The organism is Corynebacterium silvaticum (assembly GCF_004382825.2).
Lineage (GTDB): Bacteria > Actinomycetota > Actinomycetes > Mycobacteriales > Mycobacteriaceae > Corynebacterium > Corynebacterium silvaticum.
In genome coordinates, this window is record NZ_SDQO02000001.1 from 163,201 (window position 1) to 180,751 (window position 17,551).

Annotated in this window: 14 protein-coding genes and 2 pseudogenes; 12 read left to right on the top strand and 4 right to left on the bottom strand. The window is 57.6% G+C overall.

Features of this window, described 5'->3' with window-relative positions:
* Nucleotides 1-3: 3 nt before the first annotated feature.
* Nucleotides 4-954 (bottom strand): ornithine cyclodeaminase family protein, encoded by a 951-nt coding sequence (locus ET810_RS00815; protein ID WP_087454391.1) that lies wholly within the window; start codon nucleotides 952-954, stop codon nucleotides 4-6.
* Nucleotides 955-1,051: 97 nt separating this feature from the next.
* On the opposite strand from ET810_RS00815, the gene ndk reads away from it, so the two are divergent.
* Nucleotides 1,052-1,462: a nucleoside-diphosphate kinase gene (ndk, locus tag ET810_RS00820; RefSeq protein ID WP_029974871.1), complete on the top strand. Its 411-nt coding sequence runs from the start codon at nucleotides 1,052-1,054 to the stop codon at nucleotides 1,460-1,462.
* Nucleotides 1,463-1,662: 200 nt separating this feature from the next.
* On the opposite strand, the pseudogene ET810_RS00825 reads toward ndk, so the two are convergent.
* Nucleotides 1,663-2,366 (bottom strand): annotated as a pseudogene (locus ET810_RS00825) (hypothetical protein).
* A gap of 423 nt (nucleotides 2,367-2,789) precedes the next feature.
* On the opposite strand from ET810_RS00825, the gene ET810_RS00830 reads away from it, so the two are divergent.
* The 5 genes from ET810_RS00830 to proB all read left to right on the top strand — a co-directional run bounded on the left by ET810_RS00830 (nucleotide 2,790) and on the right by proB (nucleotide 10,146).
* Nucleotides 2,790-6,173 (top strand): translation initiation factor IF-2 N-terminal domain-containing protein, encoded by a 3,384-nt coding sequence (locus tag ET810_RS00830; RefSeq protein WP_087454390.1) that lies wholly within the window; start codon nucleotides 2,790-2,792, stop codon nucleotides 6,171-6,173.
* A 232-nt stretch (nucleotides 6,174-6,405) separates the two neighbouring features.
* Entirely contained in the window at nucleotides 6,406-6,711 is a 306-nt protein-coding gene (rplU, locus tag ET810_RS00835; RefSeq protein WP_013912095.1) for a 50S ribosomal protein L21, read from the top strand.
* A 39-nt stretch (nucleotides 6,712-6,750) separates the two neighbouring features.
* Complete coding sequence (rpmA, locus tag ET810_RS00840) at nucleotides 6,751-7,017, top strand: 50S ribosomal protein L27 (protein WP_087454389.1); 267 nt, start codon at nucleotides 6,751-6,753, stop codon at nucleotides 7,015-7,017.
* A gap of 282 nt (nucleotides 7,018-7,299) precedes the next feature.
* Nucleotides 7,300-8,826, top strand: a complete 1,527-nt coding sequence (gene obgE / locus ET810_RS00845; RefSeq protein ID WP_087454388.1) for a GTPase ObgE — start codon at nucleotides 7,300-7,302, stop codon at nucleotides 8,824-8,826.
* A 66-nt stretch (nucleotides 8,827-8,892) separates the two neighbouring features.
* Nucleotides 8,893-10,146 carry a glutamate 5-kinase gene (gene proB, locus ET810_RS00850; protein ID WP_134317680.1) on the top strand — a complete coding sequence of 418 codons (1,254 nt, stop codon included), beginning with the start codon at nucleotides 8,893-8,895 and terminating at the stop codon, nucleotides 10,144-10,146.
* A gap of 37 nt (nucleotides 10,147-10,183) precedes the next feature.
* Here proB and ET810_RS00855 read toward each other — a convergent pair.
* A pseudogene (locus tag ET810_RS00855) lies at nucleotides 10,184-11,783 on the bottom strand (aspartate:alanine exchanger family transporter).
* A gap of 109 nt (nucleotides 11,784-11,892) precedes the next feature.
* A complete protein-coding gene (locus ET810_RS00860; protein WP_087454386.1) occupies nucleotides 11,893-12,240 on the bottom strand; it encodes a YbaN family protein in 348 nt (115 codons plus the stop codon).
* Nucleotides 12,241-12,444: 204 nt separating this feature from the next.
* Between ET810_RS00860 and ET810_RS00865 the strand changes: the two genes are divergently transcribed.
* From ET810_RS00865 to ET810_RS00890, 6 genes are read left to right on the top strand one after another with little or no spacing between them, the layout of a single operon-like run.
* Complete coding sequence (locus ET810_RS00865; RefSeq protein ID WP_134316295.1) at nucleotides 12,445-13,359, top strand: D-isomer specific 2-hydroxyacid dehydrogenase family protein; 915 nt, start codon at nucleotides 12,445-12,447, stop codon at nucleotides 13,357-13,359.
* A gap of 58 nt (nucleotides 13,360-13,417) precedes the next feature.
* Nucleotides 13,418-14,704, top strand: coding sequence for a glutamate-5-semialdehyde dehydrogenase (locus ET810_RS00870; protein WP_087454385.1), 1,287 nt, complete (start codon nucleotides 13,418-13,420; stop codon nucleotides 14,702-14,704).
* A 48-nt stretch (nucleotides 14,705-14,752) separates the two neighbouring features.
* Complete coding sequence (nadD, locus tag ET810_RS00875; RefSeq protein ID WP_087454384.1) at nucleotides 14,753-15,409, top strand: nicotinate-nucleotide adenylyltransferase; 657 nt, start codon at nucleotides 14,753-14,755, stop codon at nucleotides 15,407-15,409.
* A 54-nt stretch (nucleotides 15,410-15,463) separates the two neighbouring features.
* Complete coding sequence (gene rsfS / locus ET810_RS00880; RefSeq protein WP_087454383.1) at nucleotides 15,464-15,931, top strand: ribosome silencing factor; 468 nt, start codon at nucleotides 15,464-15,466, stop codon at nucleotides 15,929-15,931.
* A 4-nt stretch (nucleotides 15,932-15,935) separates the two neighbouring features.
* On the top strand, nucleotides 15,936-16,682 hold the full coding sequence (locus tag ET810_RS00885) for a histidine phosphatase family protein (protein WP_087454382.1): 747 nt from the start codon (nucleotides 15,936-15,938) through the stop codon (nucleotides 16,680-16,682).
* Between the two features lie 11 nt (nucleotides 16,683-16,693).
* Entirely contained in the window at nucleotides 16,694-17,524 is an 831-nt protein-coding gene (locus tag ET810_RS00890; RefSeq protein WP_134316294.1) for a DegV family protein, read from the top strand.
* Nucleotides 17,525-17,551: the final 27 nt, after the last annotated feature.

Sequence of the window (17,551 nt, forward strand, 5' to 3'; positions counted from 1 at the left end):
TTTCTACCGCGGGGTTTTCTCCATCATTCCGATGGCGACCGCAAGGTCTTGCCAGCTCATCCCAGTGCCTTTGAAAATGCGTGGGTGGTGTGAACCCGGATGAGCTGCGCCAGATACCAGACTGCGGAGGTCAACCAGGCGCTCTGTGCTGAGGTGGCCTTCCTCAATAGCCATGATGACGTCGCCGGCCTCGCGCAGTGCAGTAGCAACATCTTCTACTACGACGAAAGCCTCCCGGAATAGAGCTCCGGGAAGTTCGCGGGCGTCTGCTTCGTGCGAGCCCATGGATACGATAATGGCATGGCTCGGCACATCAGAGGTCTCAAAGAGTGGCGTGCGCGCAGAGGTCGCACACACGATGATGTCCGCTGATCGAACATCCACCGCATCGCCAGCACGGGCAGGAATGCCCTGCTTTTGCAGTTTCCCCACGGAGGAAGCAACCGAGGCAGGGGTGCGGCCGATGATCGCTACGTCGGAAAGAGTGCATAGTGCGGCAAATGCTTCCACGTGCCCTAGGCCTTGAGGGCCGGTGCCAAAGACCACGAGACGCCGAGGGCTGAGGGATTCTTGATCGGTCAGTAATAGCTCGGCGGCTAGGGCGGACACCGCTGGTGTGCGCAGGGTGGTGAGGGCTTGGCCGTCGATAAGGGCGCAGATCTGCAGGGTCTCTGGTTCCATCAGCACGTAGGTCGCGTGAATGCGGGGGAGACCGCGTTGTGCATTGCCGGGAGCAAGTGAGGCGATCTTAGTACCAGCCCAGCCGTCGATCACCGAGGGCATGACAAGGAGTTGACCGGCTGGTGCAGGAAGGACAAGGCGGGCTGGGTCGTTGGCAGGATCGAAAGAAGTGCTGAGGGCACGTTTAAGTAAGCGGCGGGCTTTCTCCGGGGAGACAAGACGTTCAACGTCTGTGGCCGTAAAGACACGGGGCTGGCTGGGGGAGTTCACCATGGTTTCTCCTTATAACGATGGGCCCATCGGTGGGAGATCTTTTTCTTAGAGCGCCAAAACTACTTGGAAGTGCCAGGAATTGGCTAGAGTGTGTTCCATGACTGAACGTACCCTGATTCTGATCAAGCCGGACGGCGTCGAGCGCGGTCTGGTCGGAGAAATCATCGCCCGTATTGAGCGCAAAGGCCTCAAACTCAGCGCATTGGATCTGCGCGTTGCAGACACCGAAACAGCCGAGAAGCATTACGCAGAGCATGCAGATAAGCCATTCTTTGGCGAGCTCGTTGAGTTCATCACCTCCGCTCCTCTGGTCGCTGGAGTCGTTGAGGGGCCGCGTGCCATCGAGGCGTGGCGTCAGCTCGCAGGCGGCACTGATCCTGTGTCCAAGGCTACGCCCGGCACCATCCGTGGGGATTTTGCCCTTGAGATGTCAGCCAATGTTGTCCACGGCTCTGATTCCCCTGAATCTGCCGAGCGCGAGATCGGTATTTGGTTCCCGAACCTCTAAAGCGCTTGGGAGCTCCTAAAGGCTTCTGAAAAACAAGGAAACCGGCACATCGTGCCGGTTTTACGCATTTTTGGTGCGGTCGTGGTGGGCGAGAATGTCGTTTTTGAGAACACAAGACAAAGTGCTCGGGGAATGTCCTGGGGTTTTGTAGGGTCAGCCTGGCTAGCGTTCTCAAAAACGACAATGAAGGCGAGAATGAGCTAGGTGGCGGTGGACGTGTGATCGCGTGATGCCAGTGCGCAGCCGACGCGGGTGAGTTCTACGTACCAATCCTTTGGGTTTGTGGGGGATAACGCAGTAAAAGCGGTGATGATGCGGGGCGTCGATGAGAGTGCGCACTGCGAGAGTGAGATCTTCCATAGGGATACCCGAGGCCTTGGCTAAGCTGCCGAGCTGCGCCCGCGAGCCATCTGCGGCCCCGGCGGCGGCGAGAAGTTTCACGATCTGCACTTCCATGTGCCCGAGCGGGAGAAGACTTGCAAGGGTTGCGGGGTCGACATCCTTGCCGTGCTGCGCAATGAGAGCTTTGTCTTTAGACAAAGTATCCGTGTGACTTAAGAAGAGGAATGGCGCGAGTGCTGTGCATAGGACAAACGTGATAGCGGGGTGAAGGTCTCGCAAGAGAGGAGAACCCCATATAGGAAGAACAATGAGGATCCCGAGCGTTCCGCCGCGTAACGCTCGGTTAACGGCACTATCACTGACGTTGTCGATACGAATCCCGTGAAGTGCATAGCGTGGGTGCCTCAGGGCTTTGAATAGCAAGCAGCGCCAGAAGAACTATGACTCCCACAGCCGAGAGCCATCGGCCGTAGATACACAGGGTTGCTATCGCACCGATACTGAGCGAACCCACCAGATAGTGCCACCGGGGTGTGGCAGAAAGCGAAGTAGAACAGGGCATATAGTCACGTCCTACGCGGAGAATAGGGGCCCTGCGGAAAATGCAGTCATTCTAATAGTATAGAGCCACTGCGTATGCGGGAACGGTGGATAGCATATGTGCTATGTGGGGATTGGGTCGTTTGGGGGACTGCCTCACCCATGTTTGGCTGATGGTGTGCCAGAATGAACAGCGTGGGTGTAATCGTTCGCTTCACCCGCGGTCGTGAGAGATGAATCGTGGGATGTCCGCGTATAACAAGGCCGTGGTGTGTGAAACGCTGAGCGAGCCCCATAGAAGAACGAAGCTTATAACTAAAAAATCGAGTCCCTGCATGTCTGTGCGGCGGCGACAGCCTGTGTGTTTGGCGGATAACGCTGGCAGGGCTGTCAGCGCCCGGATTGTGGCAGTGCGATGTCGAAGAGACATTTGAGGAGAAGATCCGTGGCTGAAGGAACCACAAAAAAGGCGCCTGCGCGCCGAGCAACACGAAAGACCGCTGAGAAGCCTGCGGCACCGGAGGTTACGGCGGTACCTATTGATCATGATGCGATCGGTGAGCGGATTAGGGTACATGCGCTCGCTAAATTAGTGTCGGTGAGTTCGCGCGAGCTCATCGCTACGCTTGCCACGCTAGGGCTGACCAAGGTCGCGCAGTCGACGCTGACTCGCGAAGAAGCCTTCAAGCTTCTCGACGCCCACCACATTGACACCTACTCGGCTGAAGAAAAGCTGCGTCATCGGGTGGAGAAGAACGTGGAAAATGAGATTCATCAGATCGAGGAAAAGGTCGAGCGCGAGCTTAACCCCGACGCTGAGGTCGCCAAGCTGGATGATCCGGAAGAATCCGAGAAACTGCGCCGGCGAATAGAAAAGAACGTGGAAAATGAGATTCATCAGATCGAGGAAAAGGTCGAGCGCGAGCTGCAAGACCGAGAGTCTGCGCAAGCAGAGGCTACCTCGGAGGCTCCAGCAGATATAGCAGTAGAAGATCTGGTTGTGGTGGTTACCGAGGACGAGGTAGCGGAGCTTCTTGCGGATATTGAGCCAGAGATTACGCCTGCTCCCGCGTTGGGGCAGGCTGCCCCTGCTTTCCCCACGCCGCTGTTCATCGCGCCTACTCCTGCAGAAGAGCTGGAAAACCACACGGATGAGACCATAGAAGACGATGAGGAATCTGCACAGTCTCGCCGTCGCCGCCGCGGTCGCCGGGGTACTGGGAGGGGAAAGAAGACTGAGATCGAGGGCGTTTCCGCAGCCGAGGACTGTGAAGAATCGCTGGACGGCGAGGATACAGACGTTGAAGAGTCTGAGGAGCTTATCACCGAACCGGTAGCGATCAAGGGGTCTACCCGCCTTGAGGCGCAGCGTCGCCGCCGCGCGGAGATGCGAGAGGAATCGCGCAATAAGCGCCACATCGTTTCTGAGGCGGAGTTCTTGGCGCGCCGGGAATCTGTAAAACGCACCATGATTGTGCGTGAGCGTGAGCGTAGCGACCACCCAGGAGCTGTGACCCAGGTGGGGGTTTTGGAAGACGATCTGCTCGTTGAGCACTTTGTTACCAGCGATACGCAGTCGTCAATGATTGGCAACATATATTTGGGACGCGTCCAAAATGTGCTGCCGAGCATGGAAGCCGCGTTTATCGATATCGGAAAAGGCCGCAATGGCGTTCTCTACGCGGGCGAGGTGGATTGGCGTGCTGCCGGCTTGGGCGGTCGGGGGCGTCGCATTGAGCAGGCCCTAAAATCTGGCGATCAGGTGCTTGTACAGGTGTCCAAGGATCCTGCAGGGCACAAGGGTGCGCGACTGACCACCCAAATTTCCTTCGCGGGGCGCTATTTGGTGTACGTGCCTAACGGGCGTAGCGCGGGTATTTCTCGCAAGCTTCCTGCCACAGAGCGCAAGCGGTTGAAGAACATCCTCAAAGAGGTGGTTCCTAAAGACGGCGGAGCTATCATCCGCACTGCTGCGGAGAACGTTTCTGCGGAGGCTATTGCTGCGGATGTGAACCGACTGCACAAGCTGTGGAACCAGATTCAGGAGCTCACGGAGAAAGAGAAGAACTCCAAGGGCGCTAAGCCAGTCACCATGTATGAAGAGCCCAACATGTTGGTGAAGGTAGTGCGCGATCTTTTCAACGAGGACTTCTCGGAGCTGATTGTCGACGGCGACCGCGCATGGAATACCGTTCACGCTTATATTCAGTCGGTGGCCCCTGAGTTGAGTGATCGCCTGATCAAGTTTGACCGTGCGGCGCACGATGGACGCGATGCGTTTGAAGCACACCGCGTAGACGAACAGCTGCATAAGGCGCTATCGCGGAAGGTATGGCTTCCTTCTGGCGGAACCTTGGTGATCGATCGCACGGAAGCGATGACTGTCATCGATGTGAACACCGGAAAATTCACCGGTGCTGGCGGGAACCTCGAAGAAACCGTAACTCGTAATAATCTTGAGGCTGCGGAGGAAATCGTCAGGCAGATGCGGTTGCGCGATCTTGGCGGCATGATCGTCGTGGACTTCATCGACATGGTGCTTTCAGAAAATCAGGATCTGGTGCTGCGCCGACTCACCGAGGCGCTGGGGCGTGACCGGACGCGTCACCAAATTTCTGAGGTGACGTCGTTAGGCCTTGTACAAATGACTCGCAAGCGTCTTGGCACGGGCTTGCTGGAGACTTTTGCCACGGAGTGTGAGCATTGCGAGGGCCGTGGCGTTATCATCCACGATGACCCGGTGGAGCAAGGCGTTTCGGATGCTGCCATTGAGAAATCCTCACGTGTGCGTTCCGGAAGGAATAATGCGGCTCGTGACCATGGGGTTGCTCACCAAGATCCGGCACAGCATCCTGCAGCCGTAGCGATGCACCACCACGAGGAGAACACTTCTGACGCTGATAACCGCACCAGTATCGATGACCTTGCAGCTGCTGTTGTGATTGATGACGCAGAGCTGGAGAAGGTCGTAGAGGCCGTGTCGGGTGGCGCCGAGGAAGCTGCGCCGGCGGAGTCCGCCAAAGAGAAGAAGGGACGCAGGCGGCGCCGTGGCTTGCGTAACGCCAAGCGCAAGGACAAGGGTGCAACAGACGATGTTATGGGCATTGTCGACGCAGCTTTGGACAGGGCTTTTGAGGAAGACCCGGACGAGCCCTCGGGTGCTGATCATCTGCCGCTGGCGGACAACAAGCTCAGCCGCAGCACCACCGCTGTTACGTACGAGGAAGCGCTGGCAGCGTTTGAAGCTTCGCCACGGAGAAAGCGCGCGGTGCGCGGAAACTCCACATCGGATCATGCGCCGAAGCCAGAGGACTTTAAGCGTATCGACGCCACCGTGGACGCCGACGTAGAAGCGCATGCGGATGAAGACTCTGAGGAAACCCCTTCGGATAGCCGCCGTCGCTCACGTCGCGTTGCTAGGAAGCGTAACGACGCTCGGAAGGTTGTGGAAACTGAAACTGCAGAGCAACCAGACGTTGTGGATGACGCTGACTCGACGGACGACACCGTGAAGGCAGATTCCCCACGGGGGAGGCGTGGGCGCCGACGTGCCGTGCGCAAGAAGCTCCAGGAAGCAAGCCTCGACCACTCGGCTAGCAGTGCTGCGGTAGAAGAGTCACCTGCGAGCGCCCGGCGGCGTCGGCGCGCAGTGCGTAAATCCGTGGGGAAATCCCCGGTGAAAGCACCACGCAAGTCTGTGATCGGTGAGGAATCTTCCGGCGTATATGTGAAAGGTGAGACGGGACTAGACACGGGTGACGCATCATCTGCGGGTCGGGGACGTCGACGCGTGACGCGTCGGGTGACCACGGCGGCAAAGAGAAACTAACGTATTTGTTTTTTCCGAGCTGTTAAGGGTAGTCTTTGACAGTCGCTGTTTTAAAGCGATCTACTATGCGCATGTCCTGCATCGAGAGGCTGATATATCACCTCAATCAATGCGGGGCGAGGTATTACGCGTGAGTGGATGCTTTAGAACAGAAATGTAATCACGTAAGTCCAATTCAGATGCTTCATTATGATGCGTCTGAGCCGAGTATCAGATAAGGGGTAGCCCTCGTATGTACGCGATCGTCAAGACCGGCGGCAAGCAGTACAAGGTTGCCGAAGGTGACTTCGTCAAGGTCGAGAAGATCGAGGGTGAGCCGGGTTCGTCCGTGGCTCTCACCCCCGTCCTGCTCGTCGATGGCGCTAATGTGACCACAAAGGCAGCTGACCTCGCTAAGGTGAGCGTCAATGCTGAGATCGTCGAGCACACCAAAGGCCCGAAGATCAAGATCCTGAAGTACAAGAACAAGACCGGCTACAAGAAACGCCAGGGTCACCGTCAGAAGCTGACCGTGGTCAAGGTCACCGGTATTAAGTAAGCCTCGCGGCTCGCATTTTCCTAAAGGAGGGAAAACCACATGGCACACAAGAAGGGCGCGTCTAGCTCCAGCAACGGTCGTGACTCTGAGGCAAAGCGCCTTGGCGTTAAGCGATTTGGTGGCCAGCAGGTCAACGCCGGCGAGATCCTCGTTCGCCAGCGTGGCACCAAGTTCCACCCAGGTGAGAACGTCGGTCGCGGTGGCGACGACACTCTGTTCTCACTGAAGGCTGGCGCTGTGGAGTTCATTACCAAGCGTAACCGTCGTATGGTCAACATCGTTGAAAACGAGACCGTTGACGCTTAAGTCTTAATATTTCTGGCGGCGTTCAGATCCTTTCTAGATACCGCTAGGAAACGGATAAAGCGTACAGCTTTATCTTTGCCCGACTGCACCTGCTCCATGCACTGCGGTCGGGCGTTTTTCTTTTCCACCCCTGCGATGTCCTAAGCACTTGCTAGGATCGGTCTGCATAGGGTCGCTGCTAGCGGCGATGCGTGCAGCGAGCTGGGGGCGTCGAAAAGCTCACAGCATTGTGGCTTAGCGGCGCGCATACACTTTGGACCTAATTTAGGAAGGTATCCACTCATGGCACGATTCGTGGACCGAGTTGTTCTGCACCTTGAAGCCGGCGATGGCGGTAACGGATGTGCCTCAGTGCACCGCGAAAAGTTTAAGCCGCTCGGGGGCCCAGACGGCGGTAACGGCGGGCACGGCGGCGACATCGTGCTCGAAGTGTCCAACCAAGTGCACACCCTCCTTGATCTCCATTACCGTCCCACCCTTAAGGCGAAGCGCGGTGCCAACGGCGCTGGCGATCACCGAAACGGTGCGCGTGGCGATGACCTCGTGCTTGAGGTACCCGCAGGAACTGTGGTTCTTGCTCAGAATGGTGAGACTCTCGCGGATCTCACGTCTCCCGGTATGAAGTTCGTGGCGGCCAAGGGCGGCTTTGGCGGGCTCGGTAACGCAGCTTTGGCCTCGGCGGCTCGCAAGGCACCGGGCTTTGCGCTGAAGGGGGAGCCAGGCGAGGTCCACGATGTGATCCTAGAACTTAAATCCATGGCAGACGTGGGCCTAGTGGGATTCCCCAGCGCGGGTAAGTCTTCATTGATTTCTGTGCTTTCTGCCGCAAAGCCGAAGATCGGTGACTACCCCTTTACCACCTTGCAACCCAACCTTGGCGTGGTGGAGGTAGGCCACGATACCTTTACCATCGCTGATGTCCCCGGGCTGATCCCCGGCGCCTCAGAGGGCAAAGGCCTAGGTTTGGACTTCCTGCGCCATATTGAGCGCACTGCGGTTCTAGCTCACGTGGTGGATGCAGCGACCATGGAACCAGGGCGCGACCCGCTTTCGGACATTGAAGCGCTGGAAGCTGAGCTTGCCGCATATCAGTCTGCGTTGGATGATGACACCGGATTGGGCGATCTGCGCGACCGCCCGCGTATCGTGATCCTGAACAAAGTGGACATACCGGATGCGTTAGAGCTGGCAGAATTCCTCAAAGAGGATATTGAAGAGAAATTCGGCTGGCCGGTGTTCATCATTTCCGCTGTGGCGCGCAAGGGGCTGGATCCACTGCGCTATAAGCTGCTGGAGATTGTGCAAGAGGATCGGCGCAAGCGTCCGAAGCAGAAGTATGAAGAGCGCATCGTGGTGCGTCCTCAGGCCGTGGACTCCCGTAAAAAGAAGAAGGACTTTGAGATTATCGAGGATCCTGACGTGGAGAACGGCTACGTTGTGCTGGGTGAGAAGCCCGAGCGCTGGATCATCCAGACGGACTTTGAAAACGACGAGGCCGTGGGCTACCTGGCAGACCGTCTCGCCCGAATGGGCGTGGAAGACGAGCTGTTCAAAAAGGGCGCACGTCCTGGCTGCACCGTCAGTATCGGCGAGGTGTCCTTTGAATGGGAGCCAACCACTGCCGCTGGCGTAGAGGTGACCATGTCCGGACGCGGAACAGACATGCGTTTGGACAAAAACACCCGTATGTCTGCCTCCGAGCGCAAGCGTGCCTCGCAGGTGCGTCGTGGTCTTATCGATGAGTTCGACTTCGGCGAGGGCCAGGAAGTCACCCGTGAGTCTGCTAACCGCGATAGGTGGCAGGGTTAGCGTTCTGCTGTTCTAACTCCAAGGGGAATCAAATGTGCGATTCCCCACGGGCTACACTAGATCCTCATGGAGAATAGCCACGATCCCCTTGGTACTGCGGAACTCACCGGAATCGGTTTAGCAAGTTCGCCATACACTGGCGCCACCAGCTCCCTGGGCTTCCCGGAGTTGCCAGCCGAGGTTGCCGACTCACCGGCGTACGGCCACGATTCTCCTGTGCGTGATCGCATCCGTGAGGCGCGTCGTATCGTGGTAAAAATCGGAAGTTCCTCGTTGACAGACGAGAATTTTCAAGTCGATCCGGTACGCATCGATAAGCTTGTCGACGCCCTCCAAGCCCGTATGGAGCGCGGTTCCGACGTCATCGTCGTATCCTCAGGCTCCATAGCCGCGGGCATGGGTCCCCTAGGACTTACGCAACGCCCCACCGACTTGGCCACCAAACAGGCGGCAGCCTCCGTGGGGCAGGTATATCTCGCCCATTCGTGGGGAACCTCCTTTGGCCGGTACGGGCGTTCCATCGGCCAAGTCCTGCTTACTGTCTCTGACGCGGGGCGTCGTGATCGCGCCCGCAACGCGCAGCGCACCATCAATAGGCTCCTCCAGCTAGGGACTGTGCCCGTGGTCAACGAGAACGACACCGTGGCAACCACCGGTATGCACTTTGGTGATAATGACCGTCTCTCTGCCCTCGTGGCCCACCTCACCTGCGCGGACGCGCTGATCCTCCTTTCGGACGTCAACGGCCTCTACGACCGCAACCCCATAGACTCCGATGCGCGTTTTATTCACGAGATTCATGACGGCAATGACCTCAAAGATGTGGTTGCTGGCGATGGGGGGCGGGTAGGAACTGGCGGTATGGCGGCGAAGGTCACAGCTGCGCGCCTTGCCTCCCGTGGGGGAATTCCGGTGTTGTTGACCTCCGCGGACAGCATCGGTGCGGCATTAGATTCTGCTCGCGTGGGAACGGTATTTGATCCCAAGGAAGATCGCCTTTCGGCCTGGAAATTCTGGGTGCTCTACACCGCTGACGTGGCAGGAATTTTGCGTATCGACGCAGGCGCCGTGGAGGCCGTCACCGTGGGCGGAAAGTCACTGCTCGCCGTGGGAATTACAGATGTTGAAGGTGATTTCCAAGCAGGGGAGATCGTAGAGATCCATGGGCCTGAGGGCGAAGTCGTTGGCCGGGGAGAGGTCTCCGTGGACTCTGCTACGCTGAGCGCGCTGAAAGGTCTCCCCATGTCCAGCTTCCCCTGTGGGCAGCAACGCGCCGTGGTGCACGCGGACTATCTTTCTAACTACGCGACACGCGCGTAAGGGCGGCGGGGGCGTCGATAAGCCTAACCGCAGGGCGCTATAGGCCGGCAAGGACCTGCGTAGTGAGGATTTTGGCGATCATCGCGACCGGGTAGATGAGCGAGTAGCCCAGCGCGACGCGAGGATCAAAACCGGTGCGCGAGTTGGCAAAAGCCAAGACCGCAGGTTGCGTCTGCACGCCAGCGATATAGCCGGCTAGTTTGGTGCCTCCCATGCCGAACATCCAGCGCATCACCACATACACGGAGGCGGCTAGGAGAGAGGTCAGGATGAAACCGAGGGTCAAAATGCTGAGCCACTCACCGGAACTGAAGGCGTGAATGATTTGGCCGCCGGCTACGGTGCCGGCTTGGGCGAGGAAGATGAGCAGCCCAAATTCAGAGAGAACGATGGTGGCTGTGTAAGGCAACGTTGTGATTATTGAGCCGATTCGGCCGATCTTTCCTAGGATGAGCCCCACGATGAGCGTGCCCGCTGCCGCCCCGATATGGAATGTAGAGCCGCCACCGGTGGGGATGGGAATGCCTCCCAACAGCAGACCGGCCACCATGCCCAGGCCTAAGATGACTGGATTGATGTCGCTGAGTCCGCCTGCGGAGTCGCCGAAGAATTTAGTGATCTGCGGCATCTTCTTGGTGGGGGCGACCACGCGGACTCTGTCGCCTTCCTGGAGGACTAGGTCGGCTTGGGCAATCATGTCTACGTCCCCACGGCGAACGCGAGAGATCGTGGCATGGTAGTCGTCGGTGAGGTTCAACGATGAGACAGTGCGCCCGGCGATCTTGGGGTCGGAGATCGTAATGCGACGGAAGTCTAGCTGAGAGCGGTCTTGTATCAGTGAGCGGGTGGAATCGCGGTCTAGAAGCGTTGCGGCACGATTGATGTCTTTGCGCGGACCCACAACGGTAATCAGATCCCCCTTAAGCAGCACACGCTCGGGGGCGGCGTGTTGGACCGGTTGGTCGCCACTTTTTACGCGGGAGAACGCTACTTTGTTGTCTACCAGGGTAAGAATGTCTTGGATAGTTGGCTTATCAGTGCGATCGACCACCACTGTTTGATTATCCAAAGGGGAAGGCGCGTCTCTATCAGTGCGCGAGTATCGCAGAGCAAAGAGCACCGCGATCATCATCCCTACGACGCCATACAGATAAGACACTGAGTATCCCACTGTTGTGAGGGCGGGTTCTCCCGATGCTGCGCTGGCAGCGGCGAGGGAAGGTGTATTTGTTAGCGCGCCGGCGTAGGTACCGGCGACGACGGCGATGTCTAGGTGGAAGAGGTGGACTCCTACGCCGTAGGCCACAGCGGCGACTGCGCCAAAGAGAACCACGGTTGCTAGCAGCGGTAGCGGTACGAGAAAGTTTTTCACACTGTGGAAGAAACTCGGCCCAGCGGTGATGCCGATGCTAAAGGCAAATAAAGCAAGACCGAAATGACCAATGTCGCTGGGTAAGGCCAGTTGCACCCCCGTAGCGGGGAGCAACAGCGGAGAAGAGGATCGCGCAGAACAACACACCCGCTGCGCCGAGCCCAATAGCGCGTAGTTTGATACGGCCAAGTGCCATACCTAATCCGCAGAGCAAGAAGACAAGAACTACTGGATGGTCAGCCAAATAGTGGAAAAGACTGGACACAGCAGCGTACCCCTTAGCGATTCAAGTGTTGTATCACAAATCATGGTACTGGCTGTGAAGCAAAATTTAAGGGTTTTTGAACAACGATCAATTGACTCGTTGTTTTAGTTCATCTTCCGAGCCGCACGATATGCGTGGAGACAGCCGCACCGATACACATAAAGACAAACCACATCACAGGCTTGTCGACGAGAAACGCTGACACCAATAATCCTGTCCACATCAGCGTGAGCGTGCGTGCCTTGTGCGAGGTGGTCATCTTCCCCTCGTAGTAGTTGCTGAGGTAGGGGCCAAACCATCTGTGATTGAGCAACCAGTGATGGAAACGTTCAGAGCTCCGTGCAAAGAAGAAAGCAGCCGCTAACAGAAAGGGTGTCGTGGGAAGTATCGGTAGGAAGACCCCGAGCATCCCAAGTGCCACGCACAGCATCCCCAATGTAATCAGAACAAATTTCACAAGGTGTGATTGTAGCGGAGAACGTGGAAAAAATTTAGGGGACGCTAAGTTTCGGGTTGGGAATCACTCGCGGGATCACTTGCCGGAGCATCTGTTGGAGACTGCCGTGGGAGACACGGCGGGAAATTCCCCACGGGGAATAAAAGCGTACCTTGTGTGGCAAGACACAAAGTGACAGATCCGCGACAAGAAAGGCAGCAACCGATGAAGTTTGTCATGTACCCGGAGATCTGGGAGAAGGCCACTGGACAGCTGGAAGCAGCCGGACATACCCGAGTGGACGACCTGGATGAGGCGGATTTCCTTGTCTTTAATGGCACGGGTCGGCAGTTTCCGGAATTGCCCGCAGGCTTGAAGTTTGTGCAGGTGGCCTTTGCTGGCGTTGACGGGCTCGCAGAGGCGGGGGTGCTCACCCCGGAAGTACGGTGGGCCAATGCAGCTGGTCTCTATGCGGATTCAGTCGCTGAGTCCACGCTCACCATGTTGTTGTCGGTGCTGCACCATATTCCGGCAGTGGTGCGGGCCCAGACGTGGGGCATAAGAAAACTGCCAGATGAGAAGACTAATTGGCTCTATGACAACAAGACCTTGGTTGTGGTGGGTGCGGGAGGGATTGCTCGCCGTCTGTTTGAACTTGTGTCTGGTTTTGGGCTGCACACGATCGCTGTCAACCGTTCGGGGCGGCCGGTGGAACAAGCCGATGAGACGGTGAGTTATGTGGAGCTGGACCGAGTACTCGGTGTCGCGGATTATGTGGTGCTTCTTGCGCCCTTGACCTCCGAGACCCGTGGCATGGTGGATGCGCGGACCCTAGGGATGATGAAGCCGGAAGCCGTGCTGGTGAACGTGGGGCGCGGTGGTCTCGTGGTTACGGAAGACCTTGTTCATGCGCTACAGCAGGGCACCATAGCCGGAGCGGCTCTTGACGTTACAGATCCAGAACCGCTGCCCGATGGGCATCCGCTGTGGTCAATGGACAATGTTCTTGTCACCCCACATGTGGCGAACACGAAGGACCGCATGCATGCGCTCAGCGGCGAATTGTTCGTGGCCAATGCTCGGGCGTTTGAGGCGGGGGAGACGATGCCCACGGAAGTGGATGTGGCAGCGGGGTATTAGCAGGCAGCCCGGCGCTGCGCACGACGCTTAGCTGTGACGTTGGGTACGGTAATACGTTATGACCAACGCAGATATCCGCAGCATCGAGCGTGACGACGTCCTAGCCAAGGCGCGCGCAGCGCATGCCATTTCCCCACGGGTGGCACGTTTACGTAGCTCACAGAAAAACGCGATCCTTCTTGCCGCCGCTGAGGCCCTCTGTGCCCACACCCCGACGATTCTTTCGGCGAATGCCCGCGATGTGGAGGAAGGGCGCGCTCACGGGATGAGCGAGTCGCTCATTGACCGTCTGAGCCTGGACGAGGGGCGTATTACTGCTATGGCTGATGGGCTGCGTCAAGTCGCGTCTCTCGCAGACCCCGTGGGCAATGTCGTGGATGGTCGAGTAATGCCTAACGGCATCCAGATGCGTCAAGTACGCATTCCTTTGGGCGTTATGGGCATGGTGTACGAGGCTCGCCCTAACGTGACGGTGGACGCATTTGGTTTGGCGCTGAAGTCGGGAAATGTGGCTCTGCTGCGCGGTTCCAAATCTGCCCGTTACTCCAATGCTGCTTTGGTGAGCGTGCTCCAAGACGTGCTGGTTTCTCATGACGTCCCTGCGGAGGCCGTGCAATTGTTACCGTGTGATACCCACGAGAGCGTGCAAGATCTGATCACTGCACGTGGACTTGTCGACGTCGTCATTCCACGGGGCGGCGCAGGACTCATCGAAGCTGTGGTCACGGGAGCCACGGTTCCCACAATCGAGACTGGAACAGGAAACTGTCATTTCTATATCGATAGAGACGTCGCCGATATCGACCAGGCCATTGAGATGTTGCTCAACGGCAAGACACGGCGTTGTTCGGTGTGCAATGCAACAGAGACTGTCTTGATCGATGGTGCATTGCCGGTGGAAACGCAGCGGAAAGTGATCGACGCCCTGCAGCAGGCTGAGGTGACGGTACATGGGGACGTCGACACGCTAGGACAGCTGGGCGTTAGCAACATCGTGCAGGCGAAAGAGGAGGATTGGGCCGAGGAATATCTTTCCATGGACATTGCCGCGCGCATCGTTGATGGCATCGACGGCGCACTTGACCATATCCGAACCTATTCCACGGGGCACACCGAGGCGATAGTCACCGGAAACATCGTGACTGCACAGCGTTTTGCAGATGAAGTAGACGCTGCAGCGGTCATGATCAATGCTTCCACGGCGTTCACAGACGGTGAGCAGTACGGGATGGGGGGCAGAGATCGGGATCTCTACCAAAAGCTGCACGCCCGTGGCCCGATGGCGCTGCCGGAGCTGACCACCACCAAGTGGATCTTGCAAGGTACCGGCCAGACGCGCCCCTAGTCGGAGACTTATCGGAATCTGATTGGAATAAACAGGAAGGATACGGCCATGACCGTCATCGAGCATCCGCGCCGGGTAGGGATCATGGGCGGCACCTTTGACCCGATTCACCATGGTCACCTGGTGGCGGCCAGCGAGGTAGCCGCCAGATTTGATCTGGACCTGGTGGTATTTGTCCCCACGGGAACATCCTGGCAGAAGGAAGAATGCGATGTGTCGCATGCCGAGGACCGCTATCTGATGACGGTGATTGCCACCGCTTCTAACCCACGGTTTAGCGTGAGTCGGGTAGACATTGATCGTCCAGGGGCAACCTATACCGTTGACACCCTGAAAGATCTGCAAGAGCAATATCCGGATGCGGAACTGTTTTTTATCACCGGTGCGGATGCCTTAGGTAATATCCTTACGTGGAAAAACTGGGAGCGCGTTCTTGAACTTGCCACGTTTGTGGGGGTCACGCGCCCCGGATACGTGCTTAAAGAGGACATGCTGCCGCTGAAGTATCAAGAGCGCGTTGAGCTCATTGAGATTCCGGCCATGGCTATTTCTTCTACGGGGTGCAGGCGCCGTGCGCGTGAAGGCCTGCCCGTGTGGTATCTGGTACCCGACGGAGTTGTGCAATACATAGCAAAACGCCGCCTGTACCATCCCGGTGGTGCGGACACATATCGTGATCCAACTCCGAAACCACGAACCAGTTAGCCAATCATGGCTATTACATGGAACAATTAGGCTCGATTTAGGAAAGGACCCCCTGTGACCGCAACCCAAGACACTATTCGCTTGGCTTCCAGTGCAGCACTTGCCGCAGATGAGAAACAAGCAACCAACATCGCAGTGATTGATGTCTCCGATGTCATGGCGATCAGTGAGGTATTTGTACTGGCCTCCGCAGACAATGAGCGTCAAGTACGCGCCATCGTCGAGGAGATCGAGGACGTTCTCACCGCAGAAGGATACGAGCCAAAGCGCCGTGAAGGAAACCGCGAAAACCGCTGGGTGCTTCTGGACTACGGCATGCTCGTCATTCACGTCCAACGCAACACCGAACGCGACTTCTACGGGCTGGATCGCCTCTACCAAGACTGCCCGCTTATTGAGATCGAAGGCGTAGAGACGATGAACCGTCCCGAAGAATGGGCCGATGACATCGATGTACGCAACGTAGAGTCTCTCGACGAGATCCCCCTCGCCGGTGAGGAACCCGCCGAAGAGGAGTTCTAGTTCCATGACCCGCCGTCTCATCCTGCTCCGCCACGGACAGACTGAATACAACGCGACGCGTCGCATGCAGGGGCACCTCGATACTGTGCTTTCCGATGCCGGTTGGTCGCAGGCTGAAGCGGCGGCGGACTTCCTGGCTACACTTCCCATCGGAAAAATCATCTCCTCAGATCTCGCCCGTGCTCGCGACACGGCTGCCGTGGTCGGCAAGCGCCTCGGCATCGACGTGACCACCGACCCTCGGCTTCGGGAAACCGACTTGGGAGAGTGGCAAGCCAAAACCATAGGCGAGGTGGATGCTGACTATCCCGGTGCGCGCGCTGTGTGGCGTCACGACGCCACCTGGGCACCTCCCCGTGGGGAATCGCGACTCGACGTGGCACACCGGGCACGCCCCGTTGTCGACGAGCTGATGCGGGATTACCACGACTGGGATGACACAAGTGTGCTTATCGTTGCCCACGGTGGGACGATCAGCGCGTTGACCTGTCATCTCCTAGGCCTGGAGGTCGGTCAATACCCGATATTCTCGGGCCTGAATAACACCTGTTGGGCGCAGCTCACAGCACGCCCTGAGTTCAAAGACCCACATAGCGCGAGCCAAGAGGCGGAAGAAAAGGCCTATGCCTCCCAGCTGACAGCCCGTTTCACCCCAGAGACCGCAGCGCATGCGCAATGGTATCTCGACGGCTGGAACATGGGCGTGAGCCTCGGGCGAACCAACGTTACTCCTTCGTCTCAACCACAGTAGGGGGTCAGTCGATGCCAGTCAGAATTATCACTGACTCCTCGTCTGGGCTGCCGCAAGACGTGATAGAGGAGTTGGGGATTACCGTCCTTGACCTCCACATCCTTCGTGGGGAATCAGAGGTATCAACGTCTGGGCTCACTGCCCTGGAACTTGCCGCTGCCTATGCGCGTCAACTGGAACGCGGCGGCGACGACGGCGTGGTTGCTCTGCACCTTTCCAAGGAACTTTCCGCTACCTGGTCGGCTGCTGTTGCTGCTTCCGGCGTTTTCGACGGATTAGTCCGCGTGATCGATACCGGAACCGTTGGTATGGCTGTGGGGGCTGCTGCTATGGCTGCTGCCCGCATTGCGCTCGACGGGGCTTCCTTGGACGACTGCGAGGCGTTAGCGCGGGACACGCTCACGCGCTCTGATACATGGCTTTACCTGCACCGAGTAGATGAGCTGCGCAAGTCGGGGCGTATTTCTGCGGCCACCGCGGTGGTATCCGCTGCACTGGCTACCAAACCCATTATGAAGCTGCACAATGGAAAAATTGAGTTAGCTGTAAAAACGCGTACGCAGTCGAAGGCCTTTGCCAAGCTCTCTTCCGTCATTGTGGAACGCTGCGCAGACCATCCGGCGTTCGTGGCGATTCAGCACGCCGATGCAGAAGAAGCTGCACACAGCCTGGCAGAACAGCTGAGGTTAGCGCTGCCTAGTGGGTCGAGTTTTATGATTACCACGCTTGATCGCAGCGTGACGGTTCACTGTGGCGCAGGGGCTTTGGGAATTTCCGTTGTCTTCTCTGAGTATTCTTCCCCGGAGGAAGACACAGATGATCCCGAGCCTAATAAAAACTAGTCTCACTGCATAGCGCCCCACGGAGTT